Here is a 21,811-nt window from a genome sequence, read left to right on the forward strand (position 1 = left end):
CGGCGCGCCGAGGCGGGTACCGGCGGAGCGGTGAAGCGGGGGAGCGAACCGGCGAGCGAACGGTGAGGAGCGGCAGGAAGCAGTGGAGACCCACGGGAACAGGAACGCAGACGGCGGCGGGGGCGCCCCCGGGTTCGGGAACGGGCTGCCGAACCCGCGCAACGGTGTGCCCGGAGGCGGGAGTTCGGTTCCCGGCCGGGCAGCGGGGTCCGGCCCGGGCGACGGTACGGGTGCGCCCGCGCCGACCGCTTCCGCCGGGTCGGCCCCGTCCGCGGGTTCCTCCGCCGCCCCTGTCGCCGCGCACCCGCCCGTCGTCGGGCTCGCGGTCAGCCAGCGGATGTACCTGCCGGCCGGGGGCGGGGCGCAGGACCTGCACGCCATCCTGACCGTACGGGTGGAAGGCGTTTCCGGGATCGAGGGCGCCGACCCCGGCGGGGCCGCACCGGCACCGTCGCTCGCCGAAGTGCTGGTCGTGGACTGCTCCGCCTCCATGAAGGCACCCGAGAAGAAGATTCGTGCCGCCCGGCAGGCCGCCGTGACCGCGCTGAAGGCACTGCCCGACGGCACCCCGTTCGCGGTGGTCAAGGGCACCCACCGGGCCGAGACCGTCTACCCGCCGTCCGGACCGATGCGCCCGGCCTCCGCGCAGACCCGGGCCGAGGCCGAGCGGGCGGTGTACGCCATGATGGCCGGGGGCGGCACCTGTGTCGGCAACTGGCTCAGCCTGGCGGGGGAGTTGCTCGCCGAGCAGGGCGCGCCCATCCCGCACGTCCTGATGCTCACCGACGGCAGGAACGAGCATGACGACCGCAATCCGCTGGCCGGCGTGCTCGACACCTGGCAGGGCCGCTTCGTGTGCGACGCCTGGGGCATCGGCCGGGAGTGGGACGCGCGGCTGCTGGTGAGGGTCACCAGCCGCCTGCACGGGAGCGCCTACGCGGTCCGCGAGGAGTCCGAACTACCCTCGGCATACGACGACTTGATCACCGGGCTGCTTGCCAAGTCGCTGCCCGAGCTGGAGATCAGGGTGCTGATCTCCCCCGGCACCCGGCTGCGCTACCTGCGCCAGATGTTCCCCACCGAGGGGAACCCGCCGCAGACCGAGGACGGCCGGGCGATCGCCTTCACCACCCGGGCCTGGGGCAACGAGGTGCGCAGGTACCAGCTCTGCCTGACCGTGGATCCGGCCGGACGCGAGCTGGGCGAGGACCTCCAGGCGGCGCTCGTCGAGGTGGCGGTGCCCGGCGCTCCCCCCGGCTCCCCCGCCGGTTCGGTTTCCCCCGGCTCCCTCTCGGTGCGGCTGCCCCCGGCCCAGCCGTGCGTGGTGCAGTGGACCGACGACCCGGTGCTGGCGCGTACCGCCAACGAGGAGGTCGACCACTTCGCGAAGCACAGGCAGCTCGGCGACACCGTGGCGCTGGCCGCGGACGCCTTCCGCCTGGGGCGGCGCAACGAGGCGGTCACCTTGCTCGGCGTCGCGGTCTCGCTCGCCCACGAGCTGGGCGCGCAGACCCAACTGGCGGAACTCCAGAGGATCGTGGAGATCCGGGACCCGGCCGCCGGGCACGTGGTGCTGCGCGACGGCGTGCAGCAGATCGACTTCGAGTACCTGATCACCATGTCCACGCACACCACGCAGGGCCCCACGGCGGACGGCCGGCCTGCCGGAGGGGTGACGGTGCAGCCGGTGGCAGGGCTGACCGACTGCCCGAACTGCCACGTCCGGGTCCCCTCGACCGCCAAGTTCTGCCCCAACTGCCGGCACCTCCTCGCGCCCAGAGTCGAGGCGCCATGAGCAGCACCTCGCGCGAGCTGCGGAACCGGTTGTGGCTGCTGGTCGCCCTCGTCCTGGCCGCCACCGTGGCACTGCTGGTCTCCTACGAGGGGGTGCACAAGGGCGCGGTGTCGCTCGGGTCCTCCTCCGCGGCCGGCGTGCGCGATGTGGACACCGCACGGGAGGCACTGGTGAGTGCCCAGCAGAACGCCGTGACGGACGCCGCGTCGGACCGGGCTGGCACCAGCGGTTTCTCCACCAAGATCGCCGTCGCCACCCTGAGTCTCACCCGGGCCGCGTCCGAGAACGTCACCGGGCTGACCGGCCAGCAGCACATCCACACGCTGCAGGGTCTGATCACGTCGTACACCGACTCCGTCAACTACGCCGGGCAGGTCCCCGAGGGTTCCCTCGAGCACGCCTTTCACATGGCTGCCGCGGACAGTATCTTGGGCACGACGGACGCCAAGAAGGCCGAGGCGTCCGATTCGACGGTGATGGGACGGCTGAAGGCGCTCCAGCAGGAGCAGCTGAAGGTGGTGCGCCGCCAGGAGACCTTCGGGTGGCTGCTGCGCGTGGCCTGGAGCCTGACCGTGCTGCTGGTCGTCCTGCTCCTCGCCGCGCTGGCCGAGACGCACTGGTACCTCCGGGACCGGTTCGGCAGCCGATGGAACCGCCAACTCCTCGCGTCCGGAGTCCTGTTGCTGGGCGGGTCGGCGGTCCTGGGCGTCTTCACCTGGCAGACCCACACCGGCCTCTTCCACGCGCGCAGGGCGCTGGATCGCCGGCACGGGTCGAGCCACACGATCAGTCACGCCGGGGCAACGGTCGCCCGGCGGATGGCGGACACCGGCTTCCGCGCCGCGGCGGCCGGTTGGATAGTGGCCGGAGGGGTCATCCTGATGGTGTTGACGGTGTGGGCCCTGGTGCCGCGGATGAACGAGTACCGCCTCAAGGCGTCCCGATGAGGCGGCCAAGCGGCAGGTCGTACGCCGTCATCGGGGTGTGCCTGGCGGTGCTGGCCTTGGCGGGCGTGGTGGTGGTGCGGGCGGTCGGCTCGAACGGCTCGCTGACGTTGCTGGCGAACTGGACCGGAGGCGACGAGACGCTGTTCCGCGAGAACGTCATCAAGCCCTTCGAGGCCAAGGAGCACATCCACGTGCTCTACGAGGGCAGTTCGGCCGAGAGCCAGGTGCTCGCCGCCGACGTCGAGACGGGCACGGCGCCCGACATCGCGGTGCTGCCCGGCCCCGGCGAGCTCGCGACGTACGCGTCGCAAGACCAACTCACCTCGCTGGACGGACTGTTCGAGGCGGGGGATTTCTACCAGCCCTGGGCGGAGGAGGCTCTCGGGCCCGACGGCAAGACCGCCCACCACTACTGGCTGCCGATCAAGACCGACCTGAAGAGCTCGGTGTGGTATCCGAAGGACATGACCGCCGCCCAACGCACCGCGGCGGCGAAGGATCCCGCTTCCTGGTGCGTGGGCATGGTCTCGGGTGCCACCTCCGGCTGGCCGGGCACCGACTGGATCGAGGACATCCTGCTCCAGCAGTCGGGTGACAAGGTCTACCAGGATTGGGCCACTGGCAAGCTCAGCTGGACGGACCAGCGGGTCAAGCGGGCCTGGCAGACCTGGGGTGCGATGGTCGGCGCGGGCCAGGAGCAGTACGTGCGCCGCTCACTGACGACGCCGTACGCGAAGGCGTCCCAGAACTCGAAATGCACCCTGGAGCACCAGTCGTCCTTCATACGTACCGGCGAGAGGTGGTCCGAGACCGCCGGGTCCGCATTCACCCCCTCCAGCACCCTCATCCCCGGCGCGCGCACCGACCAGCAGGAGTGGGAGGTCTCCGCCGACCTCGCCGCGATGCTCCACGACACCTCCCAGGCACGGGCGTTCCTCCGCTACCTGGCCCGGAAGGACGTTCAGGCGAAGTGGGGCCTGGCGCAGTCCGGTTTCTCCGCGGACCGCCAGGTCGAGCCGTCCGTCTATGTCACGGATCCGGTCACCAAGAGCGTCGCCGACACCCTGAGGGCGTCCGGCGTCGAACGCTGCTACGACGCGTCGGACGCGATGCCCGCGGTGATGCGGGACGATTTCCAGCTGGCCGCCACCAATTACCTGGCCGACCCCGCCACGCTGAACCAGCAGTTGGCGACGCTGGACGGGGTCCGCACGAAGCAGGCGAAGACGCTGCACTGGCTCCCTTCGGTCTGCGGCAGCAACTGATCGGACGTCAGATGTTGGCCGCCCGGGTGCCGAGGGACGACAGCAACTGGAGCTTGTCGTACGACTCCGAGCCCGGCGTGGCGGTGTACACCAGCAGCGTCTGGGCCTGCTCCGGGTCGAGCAGGGTCTGGCAGTGCAGTTCGAGCAGGCCCACCTCGGGGTGCAGCATGCGCTTGACGTCGACCCGGCGCACCCCCACCTCGTGGGCGCTCCACAGCGCGGCGAACTCCGGGTGCGGCGCCAGCGCGTCCACGATCTCACCGGCCGGCGAGTCCGGTCCCAGCTCCGTGTACGCCTCGCGCAGGCCGGCGGTGAAGAAGCGGCTGTGCTGCGGGTGGTCCGGCTCCGGGTAGACCAGCCGGGCGGCCGGGTCGGTGAACCAGCGGTACACCATGGAGCGGGCATGGCCGGTGAACCGGGTCTGGTCGCCGACCAGCGCCATCGAGGGAGCCGTCTGCAGCAGGGTCTCGCCGAGCAGCGACATCACCTGCGCCGGGGTGTCCGCGAGCCGGTCCACCACCCGCATCATGCCCGGGCTGACGTGGTCCGAGCGCAGGCCGCGCTGCGGGGTGCCGTGGCCGCCCATCCGGAAGAGGTGGTCGCGCTCGTCGAGCGACAGGTGCAGGCCGCGGGCGATCGCGGCGAGCATCTGCTCCGACGGCTGCGGGCCGCGGGCCTGCTCGATCCGGCCGTAGTAGTCCGCGGACATCCCGCTCAGCGCGGCGACCTCCTCGCGGCGCAGACCCCGGGTCCTGCGCCGCTGCCCGCGCGACAGCCCGACGTCCTCGGGTTGCAGCGCCTCGCGCCTGGTGCGCAGGAAGTCCGCCAGTTGTTCTCGGTCCATGGTGCAAGTCTCCCTCTCCGCGCCCGGCGGCCGCTTCCGGCGCAGCGGCCGCCCGGCCCTCCCGGCGGTGCGGCCGCTACAGCAGGGTGCCGCCGGACGCCTCGACGCGCTGCCCGTTGATCCAGCCGGTGTGCTCCGACAGCAGCGAGGCGACCACGCCGCCGATGTCGTCCGGCTCGCCGACCCGGCCCAGGGCGGTGTCCGCGCCGAGCCGGGCGCGCATCTCCTCGTTGTCGCGCAGGTAGCCACCGCCGAAGTCGGTGGCGATCGGCCCGGGGGCGACGGTGTTCGCGGTGATCCCGCGCTCGCCCAGTTCCATCGCCAGGTAGCGGGTGAAGACCTCGACCGCGCCCTTCATCGAGGCGTACGCCGCCATTCCCGGGCGGGAGAAGCGGGTCAGCCCGGTGGAGGTGTTGAGGATCCGGCCGCCGTCGGCGATCAGCGGCGCGAGCGCCTGGGTGAGGAAGTACACCCCGCGCACGTGCACCGCGAACAGCGCGTCGAAGTCCTCGACGGTGGTCTGCGCGATGGACGCCGCGGCGGCGTGGCCGGCGTTGTTGACGAGGTAGTCGAAGTCCTCGCGCCCCCAGCCCTCCTTCAGCGCCCGCCGCACCTCGTCGACGAAGCCGGGGAAGTCCTCCACCCGGGACGTGTCGAGCTGAAGGGCGCGCGCGGTGCGGCCGAGCGCGGTGATCTCGTCGACGACGTCCTGGGCCTCCTCCGGGTGCGAGCGGTAGGTGATGATCGCGTCGACGCCTTCCGCGGCGAGCCGCAGCACGCTGCTGCGGCCCAGTCCGCGGTTGGCTCCGGTGACCAGGGCGATGCGGTCGCGGGACTCGGTCGGCTGGGTCATGACGGCTCCTCCTGAGCGGGTGGGCGGTGGGCCGTGCGCTGCGTACGGCCGGTGGTCTCCGCCTTCGCCACCAAGACTGCGCGCCTTCGCGGACCGGATGAAGACCCGCTTCAACCAGGGATCCGGAATCCCTGGCTGAGCGGGCGGGCGCGGTGCGGGCGCCGAGCGAGCGCCGGGCCCGGGGCCGGGCGCCCGGCATCCCTGGCCCTACAGCAGCGGCCCCGTCACCGGGAGGACCACCTCGCACGGCACCGGCCGCGGGTGCGCCGGGTCGAGCGCGTTGAGCACGTCCGTCAGCGCGATCGGGTCGTACGCGATCTCCAGGTGGTCACTGGCGTCGAGCCCGCACTGGTCCTGCACGGTGATGTCCGTGACGTTGGACGCCGCGGGCAGCAGCGCATTGGTGTACGGCGTGACCACCTCGTCGCCGGTCGTGGTGATCACGGTGTAGGTCACGCCGGGGACGGTCTCGCCGCCGCTGTTCAGCGAGGCGAGGAAGTCCGAGCCGAGTTCCTGCTCGACGCAGGCCGGGCAGGCCGGGCCGACCAGGAACTGGTTGGCCGGCTCCAGCAGGCCGAGCTGGTCGGCGAACGAGGTCAGGCCGTCCAGCGTGGTGCCGTTGTTGCTGGGGGACAGCGCGATCAGCTTGTCGGTCTTCGCGGCGCCGCCGAGGTACTTCAGGTAGTACCGGGGCATCATGCCGCCCTGGGAGTGCCCGACCAGGTCGACCTTGCCCGCGCCCGTCGCAGCCAGCACCTGGTCGACGAACGCGCTCAGCCGGGCGGCGCCGTCCTCGGCCGGGCCGGTGCCCTGGATCGCGGCGGACGCCGACGAGCCGCCGTAGTCGAACGCGAAGACGCAGTAGCCGTTGTCCGCCAGCAGCGGGGAGGCGCCGCCCCAGTTGTCGTTCATGTTCTCGAAGGTGCCGTGCACCAGCACCACGGGATACGGGTGCGCGGCGCTCGGCCGGCAGGACCAGTTGTTCGCGCCGGTGGGGGCCTTGTTCGGGGTCAGGAAGCCGGCCACGAATCCGGTGCTGAAGTGGTAGTTCACCGGCAGCGCGAGCGAGGGTGACGCGGCGGTTGTCGCGGCGGAGGAATCGCCGGGGGCGGCGGCGGGGGAGGCGAAGGAGCCCTGGGCGCCGGCCAGGGTCAGGCCGAGCGCGGCGGCGGCCGTCGCGCAGACGCGCAGAAGGGTGCGTTTCATGGGGCGGTACCGTCCCTTGTTCGGGGAATGGGAATTCCGGGAGTGCGGCGATCGGCGATGCTAGGAAGGGTCGTTGTGCCGGTCAATGACCCCGCCGGGCCGCTGCGGAAAACGCGTGCGGAGATGCCAGGAACCGGTGCGCGGGCAATGCGGAACGGTCATCGGCGGTAGTGGAACCGCCGTCCGTGTCACGCCTGTTGACTCACCGGTAACATCGCCGCATACTCCCCTGTGGGCCACCCGCGTCGGCCGGATCGGCCGCCCCGGGCGCGGCCGGGACTGCGCCCCGGCCCGACGGAGGTGACCGGTGGACGGACCGTGGACGCGTTTTCCGCCGCGATTCGCCATGGAGGTCGGAAAGGAGCGTTCCTCGCTGGCCGCCGAGATCATCGGCGAGATACGGCGGCAGGTGCCGGAATTCGCCCGACCGCTCGCCGGGAATTTCGGCGCCGGAATCCAGCAGGGTGTGGAGAGCGCCCTGGAGGAATTCGCCGACCTGCTGGAGGCGGGCACCGGCGAGGGCCCTTTCAGCGAGGAACGGCTGCGGGTGCACCGCGCCCTGGGCCGCGGCGAGTTGGCCGAGGGCCGCAGCCTCGACGCGCTGCAGGCCGCCTACCGGGTCGGCGGCCGGGTCGCCTGGCGCCGTTACGCCCGGGTGGCGCGCCGCGCGGGACTCGGGGCGGATCGGATGGTCGTCCTGGCCGAGGCGATCTTCGCCTACCTCGACGAACTCGCGTCCGCCGCCGTGCGCGGCTACGCCGAGGCGAGGGCCGACGAGGCCGGTACCCTCGGCCGGCGCCGCCACCGGCTGCTCGACCTGCTGGCCGGCGGTGCCCCGGCAGGCGCGGTCCGCGAGGCGGCCGCCGCCGCGGACTGGCCGATCCCGGCCGCGGTGGCGTGCGTGGCGCTCGGGCCGCCCCTGGCCGGGGCGCCGCCGGGCCGGGCCCGGCTGCCCGACCTGGTGCTCGCCGACGCCGACGGCGCCGAACCGTACCTGCTGGTGCCCGAGCCCGCGCTCTACCTGCGCGACGGGCAGGTGCAGCGGGTGCTGCACGAGCGGACCGCGGTGATCGGGCCGACCGTCGGGATCGGGCTGTCCGCGGACTCGCTGCGTTGGGCCCGGGCGATCCTGGCGTGCCTGCCGGACGGGCAGCGCGGCGGCCCCGTCGACTGCGACCGCTGCCTGCCGGAGCTGATGCTGCTCGGCGACCCGGCGCTGGTCCGGCTGATCGCCGAGCGGCGGCTGCGCCCGCTGTCCGCGCTCACCCCCAAACGCGGTGAGCGGCTCGCCGAGACCCTGCTGGCCTGGCTCCAGACCAACCGCGGCAGCGCGCCCGATGTGGCCGCGCGGCTGGGCATCCACCCGCAGACCGCCCGCCGCCGGCTGCACCAGGTCCAGCACCTCTTCGGTCCCGCCCTGGCGGACCCCGACGCCCGCTTCGAGCTCGAAGTCGCCCTGCGCGGCCGGGTGCTGGCCTTCCGGCCGCTGACCGGCCGCTGAACGGGCCCGGTGCGGGCCCGTTCAGGCGGTCAGCCGAACAGCTGGCCGGACCAGTCCTGGCCGGCGGCCAGGCCGGGCGGCGTGACGAAGACGCCGCTGCCGATGTGCTGGATGTACTCGTTGAGCAGGTCGTGCCGGCCGAGGATGCGCTGGAGGGTGACGAACTGGTCCGGGCTCTTCATGAACGCGATGAAGAACAGCCCGCCCAGCAGGTCCCCGGTCTCCGGGTCGATCCCGTCGGTGTAGGAGTAGCCGCGCCGCAGGATGCGCAGCCCGTTGTTGTTCTCGTGCGCGGCCAGCCGGATGTGCGCGCCGGTCGGGATGACGTACTCCCCGCCGCTCTTGGCGTGGAAGTCGGGGGCATCGAACTCGGTCTTCCCGGTCAGCGGCGCCCCGGTGGACTTGAAGCGGCCGAACACGTCCTGCTGGTCGCCCAGCCGGTCCCGGTCCCACTGCTCGAGCCGCATCTGGATCTTCCGGCTGACCAGGTACGAGCCGCCGCGCGCCCAGCGCTGCGGCTCCTCCTCGCCGATCCAGACGTGCTGCCCCATCAGGGCCGCGTCGGTCCCGTCGATGTTGCGGGTGCCGTCCTTGAAGCCCATCAGGTTGCGCGGGGTGGCCTGTTGCGGCGTGGTGGAGGAGGTGCGGCCGAAGCCGAGCTCCATCCAGCGCGGCACCAGCGTGCCGAACGCGAGCCGGCGCAGGTTGCGTACCGCGTGGAAGGCCACCTGCGGGTCGTCCGCGCACGCCTGCACGCACAGGTCGCCGCCGGAGTTGTCCGGGTCCAGGTTGTCCTTCGGCAGGTGCGGGAGCACCTTGAGCGCGGAGGGACGGCGCCCGGCCAGGCCGAAGCGGCCGTCGAAGAGCGACGGGCCGTACCCGATGGTGATCGTGAGATTGCCGGGCGCCAGGCCGACCGCCTCGCCGGTGTCGTCCGGCGGGGTGTTGAGGTCGCCGGCGTCCCCGGGAACCTGCTTGCCGAGCGCCATGGCCTCGGCGGCGGCCGTCCACGTCTTCAGCAGCTCCGCCAGGTCGTCCTTCGTCGTCCCCGGCGTGACGTCGAAGGTGGCGAAGCACAGCCGGTCCTGCGACGGGGTGGCGATACCGGCCTGGTGGCTGTCGCGGAAGGCCACGATCTGGGCCTTCGCGGTGCCGCCGGACCCGCTGCCGCCCGCGTCGGACGAGCCGCCGCGGGCCAGCACGGTGCCGCCCACGCCGACCGCGGCCCCGGCCACCGCGGCGCCGGCACCGACCGCGCCCAGCAGCCGTCGCCTGCTCACGGCGGCGGCCTGCTCGGGCCGCCGCTCCTCGGGTCCTGGCGTGATGTCCGGTGCGTCCGGGGTGTTGTCAGTCACTGGTCAGGAGATCTTTCCGGCGATCTGGGAGACGGACTCCGCGTAGGCGTCCACGGTCTGGGACAGCGTACGCCGCTGGGCGTCGGTGACCTTGCTGTAGTCCACGTAGCCGCTGTCCTCGTAGCCGGGCGTGGCCGCGTACTTCTTCAGGGCCGCCGCGGTGGCCTGGTAGCGCTGGGTGAGCTGGGCCGCCAGCGCCGGGTCCTTCTGCTTCAGCGTCGGCATCAGCACGTCGACCGCCTCGTTGGCTCCGGCCAGGTTGCCGTCGAAGTCGAGCAGGTCGATGTGCGAGTACCGCTCCTCCTCGCCGGTGATCTTCGAGGACTGGATCTCGTTGACCAGGTCGGTGGCGCCGTTGGCGATCACCGCGGGCTGGTACTCGACGGTGGGCACCTGGTCGTTGAGGCTCTTGACGTCCGCGTTGAGCTGGTCGGCGAGCTTGCTCATGCCGGCCAGCGACTTCTGCTGCCAGATCGCCTGCTCGATGCGGTGGAAGCCGGTGAAGTCCGCCGGGGTGGCGGCGTCGTCGGCGCGCCCGTCGATCCGGCCGTCCAGGTCGCCCCAGATCTCCGCGGTCGGCTCGATCCGCTCGTAGTGCACGCGGGCCTTGCCGTAGAGGGTCTTCGCCTCGTCGAGCTTGCCGGCCTTGACCGCGGCGGTGAAGGTGGCGGTGGTGGTGACGAGCTGCTTGACCTCGCCGTCGATCCAGGTGCCGTACTGCTGGGTGGCGGCGACCAGTTGCGGGTCGTCCTTCCACGTCTTCCTGGTGGCGCCGGTGACGGTGAAGGCGGAGCGGTTGGTGTCCGCGCCCGGGCAGTAGACCGAGTACGTGCCCTTGTCCAGGTTGAGGGTGAAGTCACCGGACAGGCCCGGGGTCAGGTTCTCCTTCTCGCCGAGCATCTTGCCGCTGTCCTGCAGCTCGGCCTCGGTGACCTTGGCCGAGTTCTTGTTGGAGACGGTGAACTTCACCGTGCCGGCCGGCGCCTTGGCGGGGCTGGGCGCGCAGCCCTTGTCGGTGACGGTGATCGTGACCTTCGACGTCTTGGCGCCCGCCGCCTTCGCCTTGTCGCCGGCGGAACCGCTGCTGTCTCCCTTGTCGCCGCCGCAGGCGGAGAGCAGCAGGCCCGCCGCGATCACGGTCGCGGCACAGGCCAGTACACGGCGGTGGGTGGCACGGGGATTCACGGGGGCTCCTTGGAGGATGCCGCGCGGGGCACGGCGAAGGACGGGAGGGTGGCGCGGTGTTCTTCGCGGCGAGGCGGGTCGCACGCGGTGGTACGGGGTGCACGGGTACGGGCCGGCGGGGGCCCGTACGGCGTGCGGCGGGTCAGCCGGCGTTCACGGGCTCGGCCGAGCGCTGCTTGGCGGGGGAGTTCTTGCGGCGGGCCGGCCACAGCACGACCGCGAGCATGGGGATCGTGTAGACCAGCCAGCCGGTGATCATCGCCCAGCTCGGGAAGGGCTGGATGCCGAGGACGCCGGTGACCACCGAGGAGGTCGGGGTGCCCGGGTGGACCAGCCAGGACAGGTCGAGCGCCTGGTTGTTCCGGTCGATCCAGCCGCCTTCGTACGCGGTCATGATCGCGGTGGAGACCAGTCCGGCGGCGACCAGGATCAGCACGATGCCGGTGATCCGGAAGAAGCGGGAGAGGTTGATCCGCACGCCGCCGCGATAGATGCCGTAGCCGACGACGGCCGCGACCAGGACGCCCAGGACGGCGCCGGTGCCCCCGTACCAGGGGTTGTTGCTCTCGTTGAAGGTGGCGAGCAGGAACACCGACGTCTCGAACCCCTCGCGCAGCACCGCGAGGAAGGCCATCATCACCAGCGCCGACGCCGAGCCCTCGGACAGCGCGCGACCGGCCGCGCCCTCCAGGTCCTTGCGCAGGTCCCGGGAGTGGCGGCGCATCCACAGCACCATGTAGCTGACCATCACGACGGCGATCACGCCGACCACCGTCTCCAACTGCTCCTGCTGGCGGGTCGGCAGGTCGCTGGAGAAGACCTGCAGGGCCACGGCGACCGCGACGCAGATCGCCACCGCGATGCCCACGCCCAGCCACACCTTCTTCAGGGCGTCGCGCCTGCCCTGCTGACCGAGGAAGGAGGCGATGATGCCCACGATGAGGGCCGCTTCGAGACCTTCGCGGAGTCCGATCACGAACGTGGGGAGCATGAGGTTCCTTGTCGGTGCCGGCGGGCGTGGCGCGGAGCTGTGGAAAGCTGTGGACAGGTTAAGGAGAGGCTGTCCTAGCTTAGGTCACCCTAATTACTACGGACCCGGCCGGGTACCCGTCAAGGCGTGTGTACCCGCAATCTCCAACAAACCGGGCCCGATGTGGGGCGGGTCACCCGGTGCGGGCCGGTTGTCCGTGATCGCCCGGACCTGTCCCGGGCGCGGCTCCGCGAGGGCGCGGCGCCCCCACGCCGCGGCGGAGTTTCCGGGCAAAGCCACGGCAAGCGGAGAGGGAGGGTTCCCTCCCGACACAGCGGTCCCCTAGTGTCCCTTCCGCCATGGACTTCTGCTACGCGTGTCGACGTCATCTCAACGGCGCCTACTCGTGCCCCGGATGCGGCACGCCGGCCGATCGGCTCGGGCTGCCCGCAGCGTCCGAAACCGGCCAACTCCCGCCGGTCACCGACCACCCGGACGACGCCGGCGGCGAGCTGCCGTACGGCGAGGGGCCGGCCGGCGGCGGGCGGGCCGCGCGCCGGCTCGCGGAGCGCGGGCGGGCTACCCGGCGGGCCCGGCAGGGCAGGCACCGGGCCACGGTCTACGGGATCGGCGCGATCGCGGTGGTCGGCGCCGCGGCGATGCTCTCCGTCGCCGCGCTGTCCGGCGGCTCCGCCGGTGGCGGCTCCCCGTCCACCCCGCTCGACCACAACCCGCCCGCGCCCACCTCCGGCGACACCTCACCCGAGGCGACCGGCCCCGAGCAGCCCTCGTCCGGCGACGGCGGGCACTCCAGCGCCTCGTCGACCGACTCGCCCGGCGGGTCGCACTCCGCGTCGCCGACGACGTCGGGCTCCCCGCACACCTCGGCGCCCACGGTCCACCACACCACCAGCTCGAAGCCGCCGACGCACACCCCCTCCAGCACGCCGAGCACCAGCCGGCCGCCGACGGGCAGCCCGTCGCCGTCGGCGACGTGCCAGAAGGTCCTCTGGTGGTGCGGGTAGTCCGTGAGACGATCGGACGCATGACGGAACTTCCCGCGCGCGCCCGCCGGGAGGAGATGCGGCCCTCCGACCGCGACCGGGAACAGGTCGCGGAGGCGCTGCGCGAGGCCGCCGCCGAGGGGCGGATCGACTTCGCGGAACTCGACGAGCGGATCAGCGCGGCCTACGGCGCGAAGCGCTACGGCCAACTGGACGTCCTCACCCGGGACCTGCCCGCGGGCGGCGGCCCGCGGCCACCCGCCGGGCGCGCGGGGCCGGGATCCCGGCTGGCGGTCGCGGTGTTCGGCGGCTTCGCCCGCAGGGGAACCTGGGCGGTGCCGCGTTCGATGACGGCGCTGTGCCTGTGGGGCGGCGGGGTGATCGACCTCAGCGAGGCGCGGTTCACCGGGCCCGAGACCCGGATCCGGGTGTTCGCGATGTGGGGCCGCGCGAAGATCGTGGTCCCCCAGGACGCCGAGGTGTATGTCCACGGGATGGGCCTGCTGGGCCTGTTCGGGCGCAGGGCGAGCGGCCCGGGGGTGCCGGGCGCGCCGCGGATCAGGGTCGAGGGCCTCGCGCTGTGGGGCGCGGTGACCACGAGGCGGGCGGGCTAGCGTCTGTCCTGTCCGGCGATCACCGTCGCGACGGGCCGCTGCGGCGGGATCAGGGTGCGAAGTACCAGCAGTACAGGTCGAGGTGCTTCTCCGCACGACTGCCGGCCAGGGCCGACACGCGTTCGACGAGGTCCACCGCGTGGTCCGGTGGGATCTCGTCGTCCGGTTCGGAGGCGGCCTCGGCCCACGCGAGAGCCGCAGCTCGGAGCCGGTCTTCTCCCGCAGTGGCCAGAGCCGTGCACAGTTGCTCCGGGACGGCGAACACGGTGAATCCGTCGTTGGCCATGGGCACCACGGCTCGGGGTGTGCTCACGGCGCCCGTCAGCCGAGCTTCCCAGCTCCGAACCGCGTCATCCGGGTAGATGTCGTCGCACGGCACGGCCGGGAAGTCGTGATCCCTGCCGGGGCCCACCCGCCGAGCGGACGCATCGTTGCTCGCAAGGAAGAACTCGCCTACGCGCACCATCCGCAGATCCTCGCATCCGTCCGTGATCGGCCGGAAGGGCACCGCGCCTCGGGGCCGTCCTGTGACTCGGCTACGGGACCATGCGGGCGAGCAGGTCCCTCAGCATGCCGCGCTCCTCCTCCGACAGCGCCGCCAGCGGCTCGCGGGCGAACTCCAGGGAGTCCCGCAGCCGTTCGGCCGTGACGCTGCCCTCCTCCGTGGCCGCCGCGAGCTTGACCCGGCGGTCGGCCGGATCGGTGCGGCGCTCGGCGAGGCCCTGGGCCTCCAGCCGGTCCACGATGCCGGTGATGTTGGACGGCTCGCACTTCAGCCGCTCGGCGATCCGGCGCATCGGCAGCGGGCCGGGCGCCAGCAGGGCGAGCACCCGGGCCTGGGCGCCGGTCAGGTGGTGCACGGCCGCGGCGGCGTCGTACTCCTGGTGGTAGCGCGCCACGACCGTGCCGAAGAGGTCGACCACCTCGGCGGTCAGCGGGTCCATGCGGCGGGTCATGCGCCGAGGCTACCGGTTTCCTTGACAAGCTGAAACATCAAGCACATGGTTGATTAGGCAAGGAAACATTCCGGCCGCAGAGGTGCGACGTTCCGCAGGAGGAACCCTTCATGCCCATCCAGCCGATAGACGTCCTGTACACGGCCACGGCCACCGCGGAGAACGGCCGCGACGGCCGGGTCGCCAGCGACGACGGCAAGCTCGACGTCGTGGTGAACCCGCCCAAGGAGATGGGTGGGAACGGTGCGGGGACGAACCCGGAGCAGCTGTTCGCGGCCGGGTTCAGCGCGTGCTTCCAGAGCGCCCTCGGTGTGGTGGCGCGCCGGGAGAAGGTCGACATCACGGGGTCGCGGGTGACCGCGAAGGTGGGCATCGGCAGGAACGGCGAGGGCGGCTTCGGCCTCACTGTCGAGCTGGCCGTGTCGATCCCGGGCGTGGACGAGGCCGCCGCGCGGGGGCTGGTCGAGAAGGCCCACCAGGTGTGCCCGTACTCCAACGCGACGCGCGGGAACATCGAGGTGCGCCTCACCGTGATCTGACCGCGGGCCAGTCCGCCGCCCGCCCGCCGTCCCGCTCTTGCCGTCCGCCTCCTGTCTCCCCGGCGGCGGGACGGTGATACTGGGCCGGTTGCGGCGGAGCCGGCGGAGGGACGCGGGGATGGCGGATCAGGTCGAGCAGGCGGTCGCGGAGGCGCTGGGGAAGCTCGGGTTGGAGGGGAAGGCGGGGCTGCTGGCCGGCGCGGACATGTGGGCGCTGGCCGCGGTGCCGGGGATCGGCCTGGGCGAACTGGTGATGTCCGACGGCCCGATCGGGGTGCGCGGGCGGCGCTGGACGTCCGTCGACCCGTCGGTGGCCCTGCCGAGCCCGACCGCGCTGGCGGCGTCGTGGGACCCGGAGCTGGCCCGGCGGGTGGGGCGGCTGCTGGCACGGGAGGCCCGGCGCAAGGGCGTGCACGTGCTGCTCGCCCCCACCGTGAACCTGCACCGGAGCCCGCTGGGCGGGCGGCACTTCGAGGCGTACAGCGAGGACCCGTACCTGACCGCGGAGATCGGGACGGCGTACGTGCGGGGCGTGCAGGACGGCGGCGTCGGGGTCACGGTGAAGCACTTCGTGGCCAACGACGCGGAGACCCAGCGGTTCACCGTGGACAACCTGGTCGGGCAGCGCGCCCTGCGCGAGCTGTACCTGGCGCCGTTCGAGGCCATCGTGCGCGACGCGCGGCCGTGGGGGGTGATGGCGGCGTACAACGCGGTGAACGGCGCGACCATGACCGAGCACCGGGAGCTGCTGCGCGGCGTGCTGCGGGAGGAGTGGGGCTTCGACGGGGTGGTGGTCTCCGACTGGCTCGCGGCGCGCTCCACGGTGGGCGCGATCACCGGTGGGCTGGACCTCGCGATGCCGGGGCCGCGCACGGTCTACGGCGAGGCCCTGGTCGCGGCGGTACGGGCCGGCGAGGTGGACGAGGGACTGGTCGACGAGGCGGCCCGGCGGGTGCTGCGGCTGGCGGCCCGGGCCGGGGTGCTGGCGGGTGCTGCGGCGCCGGACGGTTCCGCGGCGCGGGCGGACGCCACCGAGGAGACGGCGGCGGACACGGCGGCGGACACGGCCGCGGACGGCGCGGCACTGGCACGTGAGGTCGCCGTGCGCGGCTGCGTGCTGCTGCGCAACGAGCCGCGCGACGGCCGCCCGGTGCTGCCGCTCGACCCGCGCGGCGGCGGGATCGCCCTGATCGGTGCGGCGGCGCGCGACGCCCGGGTGCTCGGCGGCGGTTCGGCGCAGGTCTTCCCCGACCACGTCGTCTCGCCGCTGGACGGGTTGCGCGCCGCGCTGCCCCGGCAGGAACCGCTGGTGTACGCGCAGGGCGCCGACCCCAGCGAGGAACTGGGCGCCGCCGGGGGCGGGTTCGCGCTGCACGCGGTGGCCCTGGGCGAGCAGGACCGGGAGTTGGGCGCCGAGCCGTTGCCCAGCGGGCAGGTGCAGTGGCTGGGCGACCTGCCCGACGGCGTGGTCTACGGCGACCTGCGCGCGGTCGAGGTGCGGGGCGAGTTCGTGCCATCGGTGGCGGGCGCGCACCGGTTCGGCACGCGCGGCACCGGCGGGTTCCGGCTGGAGGTCGACGGGCGGGTGCTGTTCGACGGGGTCCAGGCCGACGCGCACGAGGACCCGTTCGAGGCGTTCTTCGGGCAGCCGGTGGAGCGCGGCGTGGTGGAACTGGCCGTGGAGCAACCGGTTGGGGTGTGCCTGCGCTACGAGCTGCCGCCGGAGCTGGCCGAACTCCCCATCCAGGCGGTCGGGTTCGCGCTGCTGCACGGCGAACCGGAGCGGGACCCGGAGGAGTTGCTGGCGGAGGCGGTGGCGGCGGCCGCCGCGGCGACGAGCGCGGTGGTGGTGGTCGGCACGACCGAGCGGGTCGAGTCCGAGGGGTTCGACCGAGCGGACCTGCTGCTGCCGGGTCGGCAGGACGAACTGGTGGCCCGCGTGGCCGCGGTCAACCCGCGCACCGTGGTGGTGGTGAACGCCGGTGCCCCGGTGGAGATGCCGTGGCGCGAGGATGTGGCCGCGGTGCTGCTCGCGTGGTTCCCCGGACAGGAGGCCGGGGCTGCGCTGGCCGACGTCCTGCTGGGCGCCCAGGAGCCGGGCGGCCGGCTGCCCACCACCTGGCCGGCCCGGCTGGCCGACGCCCCCGTCACCCGGGTCACCCCGCAGGACGGCGAACTGCCCTACGACGAGGGCCTGTCCGTTGGCTACCGGGCCTGGGCGGCCCGGACCGGACCCGCCCCGGCCTACCCCTTCGGGCACGGACTGGGCTACACCGACTGGGAGTACACCGCGCTGGAGGTGCTGCCCTCCCGCGTGGCGGGGTCGCCGGCGAGCGTCCGGGTCGCCGTGCGCAACACCGGGGACCGGGCCGGCCGCGAGGTCGTCCAGGTCTATCTGACCCCGCCCGGCGGCGATCGCCGGCTTGCCGGGTTCGCGACGGTGGTCGCCCAGGCCGGGGGGAGCGCCGAGGCCGTGCTGGACCTGCCCGCGCGGGCCGTCGAGTTCTGGGACGAGGCAGCGGGCGGATGGCGCCCGGAGCCGGGTCCCTTCACCCTCGACGCGGCCCGCTCCGCCGCCGCGCCCCTCCTGACCGCGACCTTCTCCCGCTGACCCCGCTGACCCGGCTGACCTGCCCGCCCGTTGCCCCTACCCGCTACCCGCTACCCGGTCGCCGTGGCGGGCCGGGTCGCCACGGCCGCCATGATCCTCGCCAGTTGGGACTGCCCCTGCTCGTTGGGGTGGAACCAGTCCCAGTCGCTGAGGTCGCCGGTGCCGAAGGGGTAGGCGAACACCGCTCCGTCGTCGTACCGGCAGCGCTGGTAGGTCGCGCAGACCTGGCCGAGCACCGTGTTGTACGCCTGCACGCGGGCGCGCACCGCGCTGCGCCGCTGGGTGGCGGCCGGGCTGTCGGACGTCGGGTCGTCCAGCATGGTCGGGCACAGGCCGAGCTTCCACACCTGGCGGCCCAGCGGGTTGGTCCTCCCCACCGACCACAGCCGGCGCAGGTCGGGGATGCTCGCCACCAGTACCTGGGTGGTGGGCAGCGTGCGGTGCAGGTAGGACAGCGTGCTGTCGAAGGAGGCGCGGAACCGGGCCACCGACGTCATCGTGCCGGTGTCGGCGGCACACGCGTCGTTCGCCCCGATCAGCACGGTGACCATCGAGGGGTGGTGCGCGGCCGCGGCGCGCGCCTGCGCGGGCAGGTCGGCGACGTGGGCACCGGACTGGGCCAGGTTCCAGCTGCCGGACGCGCTCAGCCGGACGCTGAGACTGTCGACCCGCTGCCGCCCGCCGGTCGCCCACGACACGTCCGGGCAGTCCGACAGCGGGTGGCAGGCGTCGAAGCCGCGGGTGATGGAGTCGCCGATCGCGGCGATCGTGCCGGGGTGGACGTTCCACGGCCGGGCCGGCGCGGCCTTGCGCGGGGTGCCTCGGGAGGGGGCGGCGGAACCGGATTGCGATGTGTGTGCGGTGGGCGTCCGCCGGCCGCCGTCCGGTGCGCCGCCACCGGCCGAGCATCCGCCCAGCAGAACGGCCGTCACAGCGAGTGCGAGTGCGTGTCGCGACAGCTTCCGCATCCGGTGCTCCCCTCCGACGAGTGGGTGACATCTGCCGCCGGCCCGACGGTACGCCACTCCCCGGAAGACGCCGCACGGTAGCTTTTTCCCTGACAGGCGAAGCGAACTGACGGGAGGTCGGCGGCCGGCAGGCGAGGGTGACGAAAGTTGTCCTGATTCAGGTCAATAGTGCAGAATGTCTCACGTTGCCCCGGGTTCTACCAGTTCGAGGGTGAGGCCGCTGGGGAAGGCGAACCTCGTCCCACACTGGAGGTACCGGTGACGACACGTGGTGTTCTGTACGTGCACGCCGCACCGCGCGCGTTGTGCCCACATGTGGAGTGGGCCGTCGCGGGCGTCCTCGGCGTGCGTGTGAATCTCGACTGGGTCCGGCAGCCCGCCGCCCCGGGGACCTGGCGTGCCGAGTTCTCCTGGCAGGGGGAGCCCGGCACCGCCTCGAAGCTGGCGTCCGCGCTGCGCGGATGGCAGTTGCTGCGCTTCGAGGTGACCGCCGAACCGTGCGCGAGCGCGGAGGGGGAGCGCTACAGCGCGACCCCCGAACTCGGCATCTTCCACGCCGTCATCGGCATGCACGGCGACATCCTCATCCCCGAGGACCGGCTGCGCGCCGCGATGCAGCGCGCCCGCACGGGCGAGGCCGATCTGGAGGACGAGCTCTCCCGGCTGCTCGGCAAGCCGTGGGACGACGAGTTGGAGCCGTTCCGCTACGCGGGCGAGGGCGCACCCGTCCGCTGGCTGCACCAGGTGGTCTGACCGCCGCACGCCGCCATGCCGCCGGCGCCGCGGGGCAATAGCCTGCCGGCATGGCATCGCAGAAACTCATCGTCGCAGTCCTGGGCACCGGCATCATGGGCGCCGGTATGGCCCGCAACCTCGCCGCCGCCGGACACGAGGTCCGCGCGTGGAACCGTACGATCGCCCGGGCCCGGCCGCTCGCCGAGGCGGGGATCCAGGTCGCCGCCGATCCGGCCGAAGCCGTGCGGGGCGCCGACGTGGTGCTCACCATGCTGCTGGACGGCCCCGCGGTCCGCGACGTGATGCAGAGCGCCGGATCCGCCCTGAAGCAGGGGGCGGTGTGGATGCAGAGCAGCACGGTCGGGCCGGACGCGCAGCGCGAACTGGCCGACGTCGCCGCCGCGTACGGCCTGCTCTTCCTCGACGCGCCCGTGCTGGGCACCCGCGGGCCCGCCGAGAGCGGGCAACTCACCGTGCTGGGCGCGGGTCCCCGCTCCGCGAAGGCGCTGGCCGGTCCGGTCTTCGAGGCGATCGGGCGCAATGTGGTCTGGGTGAGCGACGACGGGACGCAGGGCGCGGCGAGCGCGCTCAAGCTCGTGGTCAACAGCTGGGTGCTGGCGCTCACCGGCGCCACGGCCGAGGTGCTGGCCCTCGCGCGGGGCCTCGGCGTCGACCCCGACCTGTTCTTCGCTGCGATCGACGGCGGCGCGATGGACGTGCCCTACGTGCGGATGAAGTCCGCGGCGATCCGGTCCGGCGACTTCTCGCCGTCCTTCACGGTGGAGGGCGCGATGAAGGATCTCCGGCTGATCGTCGCCGCGGGAGAGGGGGGAGGCGTCCGCCTCGACATCGCGTCGGCGGGGGTGGAGCGCTTCCGGCGGGCTGCTGCGCAGGGCCACGGGGGCGACGACATGGCGGCCACGTACTTCGCGAGCTTCCCGGAGGAGTAGGCCCGCCCGCGCAGTTCCCCGCGCCCCGTGGCGGTGACCCTCTTTTCACGGAGGGAGCCGCACGAACAGGGGCGCGGGGAACTGCTCCGCCAGAGCTTCGCCTGGGAGGTACCCCCACAAGCCACCCATGGACCGCAAGGTCCGGCAACCACGGGGCCGGGCAGCCCGGGCGGACCGCTTTACGCGGGGAGCGTACGCAGCGCGAGGACCACGTTGTGCCCGCCGAACCCGAACGAGTCGTTGAGCGCCGCGATGGTGCCGGCAGGCAACGCGCGGGCCTCCCCGCGCACCACATCCGCGTCCATCTCCGGATCCGGGTTCACCAGGTTGATCGTGGGCGGCGCGAGCCGGTTGTGGAGGGCGAGCACGGTCGCCACCGTCTCGATCCCCCCGGCGCCGCCGAGCAGGTGCCCCGTCATCGACTTGGTCGCGGAGATCGCCATGTGGTTGACGTCGTCCCCGAACACCTGGCGCAGCGCCTTGAGTTCGGTGATGTCGCCCGCCGGGGTGGAGGTGGCGTGCGCGTTGACGTGCACGATCTCGGCCGGCTTGATGTCGGTGTTCTCCATCAGGTGCTGGAGCGCCGAGGCGATCCCCCGTCCGGACGGCTCCGGCTGGGTGATGTGGTGCGCGTCGGAGGAGATGCCCTGGCCGACCGCCTCGCAGTACGCCCGCGCACCGCGTGCGGCGGCGTGCTCCGCGGACTCCAGGACCACCACACCGGCGCCCTCGCCGAGCACGAAGCCGTTGCGGCCCGCGTCGTACGGCCGGGAGGCGCCCTCGGGGTCGTCGTTGTTCTTGGACATCGCCATCATGTTGCCGAAGGCGACGATGGGCAGCGGGTGGATGGCCGCCTCGGTGCCGCCGGCGACGACCACGTCGGCGCGGCCGGTGCGGATCATCTCGATCGCGTAGCCGATGGCCTCCGCGCCGGAGGCGCAGGCGCTGACCGGGGTGTGCACGCCCGCACGGGCGTTGACGTCGATGCCGACGTTCGCCGCGGGGCTGTTGGGCATCAGCATCGGCACGGTGTGCGGGGACACCTTGCGCACGCCCTGGTTCTTCAGGACGTCGTACTGGTCGAGCAGCGTGGTGACACCGCCGATGCCGGAGGCGATCACCGTGCCCAGCCGCTCCGGGTCGATCGCGGGGTCCTCGCCGGCCTTCGCGGTGAACCCGGCGTCCGCCCATGCCTCGCGCGCCGCGATCAGCGCGAACTGCGCGCTGCGGTCGAGCTTGCGGGCCAGCGGGCGGGGCAGGACCTCACCGGGCTCGACGGCGATCGTCGCGCCGATGCGTACCGGCAGTTCGGCCGCCCACTCCTGCGGAAGCGTCCGGACGCCGGAACGGCCGGCCAGCAGCGCGTCCCAGGTCGACGCGCTGTCGCCACCCAGCGGTGTGGTTGCTCCGATACCGGTGACGACCACGGTGTGATTGGTCGGGCTCACAGGAATTGTCTCTCCACGTCTAGAAGGGCGGGCGACAGGCGCGTCGTCCGGGTGTTCACAGGTCC

General features: G+C 73.0%; 20 protein-coding genes. 10 read left to right on the forward strand and 10 right to left on the reverse strand.

Annotated elements, in window-relative coordinates:
• The first annotated feature begins 82 nt into the window (after positions 1-82).
• Genes C4U44_RS00350 through C4U44_RS00360 form a run of 3 tightly spaced genes read left to right on the forward strand, consistent with a single transcriptional unit; the run spans position 83 to position 4,007 of the window.
• Positions 83-1,795 (forward strand): VWA domain-containing protein, encoded by a 1,713-nt coding sequence (locus tag C4U44_RS00350; protein ID WP_235031705.1) that lies wholly within the window; start codon positions 83-85, stop codon positions 1,793-1,795.
• The gene (locus C4U44_RS00355) at positions 1,792-2,742 is read left to right on the forward strand and encodes a hypothetical protein (RefSeq protein ID WP_103883516.1); all 951 of its coding nucleotides are present in this window, start codon (positions 1,792-1,794) and stop codon (positions 2,740-2,742) included. Before C4U44_RS00350 ends, C4U44_RS00355 begins: the two co-directional genes overlap by 4 nt.
• Complete coding sequence (locus C4U44_RS00360; RefSeq protein WP_103883517.1) at positions 2,739-4,007, forward strand: ABC transporter substrate-binding protein; 1,269 nt, start codon at positions 2,739-2,741, stop codon at positions 4,005-4,007. Before C4U44_RS00355 ends, C4U44_RS00360 begins: the two co-directional genes overlap by 4 nt.
• 7 nt (positions 4,008-4,014) lie before the next feature.
• Here the strand turns inward: C4U44_RS00360 and C4U44_RS00365 are convergent, their stop codons facing one another.
• The 3 genes from C4U44_RS00365 to C4U44_RS00375 form a co-directional block, all read right to left on the reverse strand.
• On the reverse strand, positions 4,015-4,851 hold the full coding sequence (locus C4U44_RS00365; protein ID WP_103883518.1) for a helix-turn-helix transcriptional regulator: 837 nt from the start codon (positions 4,849-4,851) through the stop codon (positions 4,015-4,017).
• Positions 4,852-4,927: 76 nt separating this feature from the next.
• Positions 4,928-5,704: an SDR family NAD(P)-dependent oxidoreductase gene (locus C4U44_RS00370; RefSeq protein ID WP_103883519.1), complete on the reverse strand. Its 777-nt coding sequence runs from the start codon at positions 5,702-5,704 to the stop codon at positions 4,928-4,930.
• A gap of 207 nt (positions 5,705-5,911) precedes the next feature.
• Positions 5,912-6,910 (reverse strand): esterase/lipase family protein, encoded by a 999-nt coding sequence (locus C4U44_RS00375; RefSeq protein WP_103883520.1) that lies wholly within the window; start codon positions 6,908-6,910, stop codon positions 5,912-5,914.
• Positions 6,911-7,256: 346 nt separating this feature from the next.
• Between C4U44_RS00375 and C4U44_RS00380 the strand changes: the two genes are divergently transcribed.
• Positions 7,257-8,411 (forward strand): helix-turn-helix domain-containing protein, encoded by a 1,155-nt coding sequence (locus C4U44_RS00380; RefSeq protein ID WP_103883521.1) that lies wholly within the window; start codon positions 7,257-7,259, stop codon positions 8,409-8,411.
• Between the two features lie 29 nt (positions 8,412-8,440).
• Here C4U44_RS00380 and efeB read toward each other — a convergent pair whose 3' ends face one another.
• The 3 genes from efeB to efeU form a co-directional block, all read right to left on the reverse strand.
• On the reverse strand, positions 8,441-9,766 hold the full coding sequence (efeB, locus tag C4U44_RS00385) for an iron uptake transporter deferrochelatase/peroxidase subunit (protein ID WP_322973521.1): 1,326 nt from the start codon (positions 9,764-9,766) through the stop codon (positions 8,441-8,443).
• 3 nt (positions 9,767-9,769) lie between these two features.
• Entirely contained in the window at positions 9,770-10,951 is a 1,182-nt protein-coding gene (gene efeO / locus C4U44_RS00390; RefSeq protein ID WP_200823094.1) for an iron uptake system protein EfeO, read from the reverse strand.
• Positions 10,952-11,093: 142 nt separating this feature from the next.
• Positions 11,094-11,942, reverse strand: a complete 849-nt coding sequence (gene efeU, locus C4U44_RS00395; protein WP_103883522.1) for an iron uptake transporter permease EfeU — start codon at positions 11,940-11,942, stop codon at positions 11,094-11,096.
• Between the two features lie 338 nt (positions 11,943-12,280).
• Here efeU and C4U44_RS00400 point away from each other — a divergent pair, with 338 nt between their 5' ends.
• Together C4U44_RS00400 and C4U44_RS00405 are read left to right on the forward strand one after the other, a co-directional pair.
• On the forward strand, positions 12,281-12,946 hold the full coding sequence (locus C4U44_RS00400) for an SCO2400 family protein (RefSeq protein WP_103883523.1): 666 nt from the start codon (positions 12,281-12,283) through the stop codon (positions 12,944-12,946).
• Positions 12,947-12,966: 20 nt separating this feature from the next.
• Positions 12,967-13,539, forward strand: a complete 573-nt coding sequence (locus C4U44_RS00405) for a DUF1707 SHOCT-like domain-containing protein (protein ID WP_103883524.1) — start codon at positions 12,967-12,969, stop codon at positions 13,537-13,539.
• Positions 13,540-13,588: 49 nt separating this feature from the next.
• Here the strand turns inward: C4U44_RS00405 and C4U44_RS41030 are convergent, their stop codons facing one another.
• Entirely contained in the window at positions 13,589-13,852 is a 264-nt protein-coding gene (locus C4U44_RS41030; protein ID WP_146088172.1) for a hypothetical protein, read from the reverse strand.
• A 223-nt stretch (positions 13,853-14,075) separates the two neighbouring features.
• Entirely contained in the window at positions 14,076-14,495 is a 420-nt protein-coding gene (locus C4U44_RS00415; RefSeq protein WP_103883526.1) for a MarR family winged helix-turn-helix transcriptional regulator, read from the reverse strand.
• Between the two features lie 110 nt (positions 14,496-14,605).
• Between C4U44_RS00415 and C4U44_RS00420 the strand changes: the two genes are divergently transcribed.
• The gene (locus C4U44_RS00420) at positions 14,606-15,034 is read left to right on the forward strand and encodes an organic hydroperoxide resistance protein (RefSeq protein WP_103883527.1); all 429 of its coding nucleotides are present in this window, start codon (positions 14,606-14,608) and stop codon (positions 15,032-15,034) included.
• Between the two features lie 118 nt (positions 15,035-15,152).
• On the forward strand, positions 15,153-17,645 hold the full coding sequence (locus C4U44_RS00425) for a glycoside hydrolase family 3 protein (protein WP_103883528.1): 2,493 nt from the start codon (positions 15,153-15,155) through the stop codon (positions 17,643-17,645).
• A 50-nt stretch (positions 17,646-17,695) separates the two neighbouring features.
• On the opposite strand, the gene C4U44_RS00430 is transcribed toward C4U44_RS00425, so the two are convergent.
• The gene (locus tag C4U44_RS00430; RefSeq protein ID WP_103883529.1) at positions 17,696-18,613 is read right to left on the reverse strand and encodes an SGNH/GDSL hydrolase family protein; all 918 of its coding nucleotides are present in this window, start codon (positions 18,611-18,613) and stop codon (positions 17,696-17,698) included.
• A gap of 258 nt (positions 18,614-18,871) precedes the next feature.
• Between C4U44_RS00430 and C4U44_RS00435 the strand changes: the two genes are divergently transcribed.
• Together C4U44_RS00435 and C4U44_RS00440 are read left to right on the forward strand one after the other, a co-directional pair.
• On the forward strand, positions 18,872-19,366 hold the full coding sequence (locus tag C4U44_RS00435; RefSeq protein ID WP_103883530.1) for a DUF3145 domain-containing protein: 495 nt from the start codon (positions 18,872-18,874) through the stop codon (positions 19,364-19,366).
• 50 nt (positions 19,367-19,416) lie between these two features.
• On the forward strand, positions 19,417-20,298 hold the full coding sequence (locus tag C4U44_RS00440; protein WP_103883531.1) for an NAD(P)-dependent oxidoreductase: 882 nt from the start codon (positions 19,417-19,419) through the stop codon (positions 20,296-20,298).
• A 179-nt stretch (positions 20,299-20,477) separates the two neighbouring features.
• On the opposite strand, the gene C4U44_RS00445 is transcribed toward C4U44_RS00440, so the two are convergent.
• Positions 20,478-21,746, reverse strand: a complete 1,269-nt coding sequence (locus C4U44_RS00445) for a beta-ketoacyl-[acyl-carrier-protein] synthase family protein (protein WP_103883532.1) — start codon at positions 21,744-21,746, stop codon at positions 20,478-20,480.
• Positions 21,747-21,811: the final 65 nt, after the last annotated feature.

The sequence above is a fragment of the Actinacidiphila yanglinensis genome, assembly GCF_900107965.1.
Taxonomy (GTDB): Bacteria; Actinomycetota; Actinomycetes; order Streptomycetales; family Streptomycetaceae; genus Actinacidiphila; species Actinacidiphila yanglinensis.

Coding starts and splice junctions, on each gene's coding strand:
- C4U44_RS00355 (WP_103883516.1), top strand. CDS start 1,792: ATGAGCAGCACCTCGCGCGAGCTGCGGAACCGGTTGTGGCTGCTGGTC.
- C4U44_RS00360 (WP_103883517.1), top strand. CDS start 2,739: ATGAGGCGGCCAAGCGGCAGGTCGTACGCCGTCATCGGGGTGTGCCTG.
- C4U44_RS00365 (WP_103883518.1), bottom strand. CDS start 4,851: ATGGACCGAGAACAACTGGCGGACTTCCTGCGCACCAGGCGCGAGGCG.
- C4U44_RS00370 (WP_103883519.1), bottom strand. CDS start 5,704: ATGACCCAGCCGACCGAGTCCCGCGACCGCATCGCCCTGGTCACCGGA.
- C4U44_RS00375 (WP_103883520.1), bottom strand. CDS start 6,910: ATGAAACGCACCCTTCTGCGCGTCTGCGCGACGGCCGCCGCCGCGCTC.
- C4U44_RS00380 (WP_103883521.1), top strand. CDS start 7,257: ATGGAGGTCGGAAAGGAGCGTTCCTCGCTGGCCGCCGAGATCATCGGC.
- efeU (WP_103883522.1), bottom strand. CDS start 11,942: ATGCTCCCCACGTTCGTGATCGGACTCCGCGAAGGTCTCGAAGCGGCC.
- C4U44_RS00400 (WP_103883523.1), top strand. CDS start 12,281: ATGGACTTCTGCTACGCGTGTCGACGTCATCTCAACGGCGCCTACTCG.
- C4U44_RS00405 (WP_103883524.1), top strand. CDS start 12,967: ATGACGGAACTTCCCGCGCGCGCCCGCCGGGAGGAGATGCGGCCCTCC.
- C4U44_RS00415 (WP_103883526.1), bottom strand. CDS start 14,495: ATGACCCGCCGCATGGACCCGCTGACCGCCGAGGTGGTCGACCTCTTC.
- C4U44_RS00420 (WP_103883527.1), top strand. CDS start 14,606: ATGCCCATCCAGCCGATAGACGTCCTGTACACGGCCACGGCCACCGCG.
- C4U44_RS00425 (WP_103883528.1), top strand. CDS start 15,153: ATGGCGGATCAGGTCGAGCAGGCGGTCGCGGAGGCGCTGGGGAAGCTC.
- C4U44_RS00430 (WP_103883529.1), bottom strand. CDS start 18,613: ATGCGGAAGCTGTCGCGACACGCACTCGCACTCGCTGTGACGGCCGTT.
- C4U44_RS00440 (WP_103883531.1), top strand. CDS start 19,417: ATGGCATCGCAGAAACTCATCGTCGCAGTCCTGGGCACCGGCATCATG.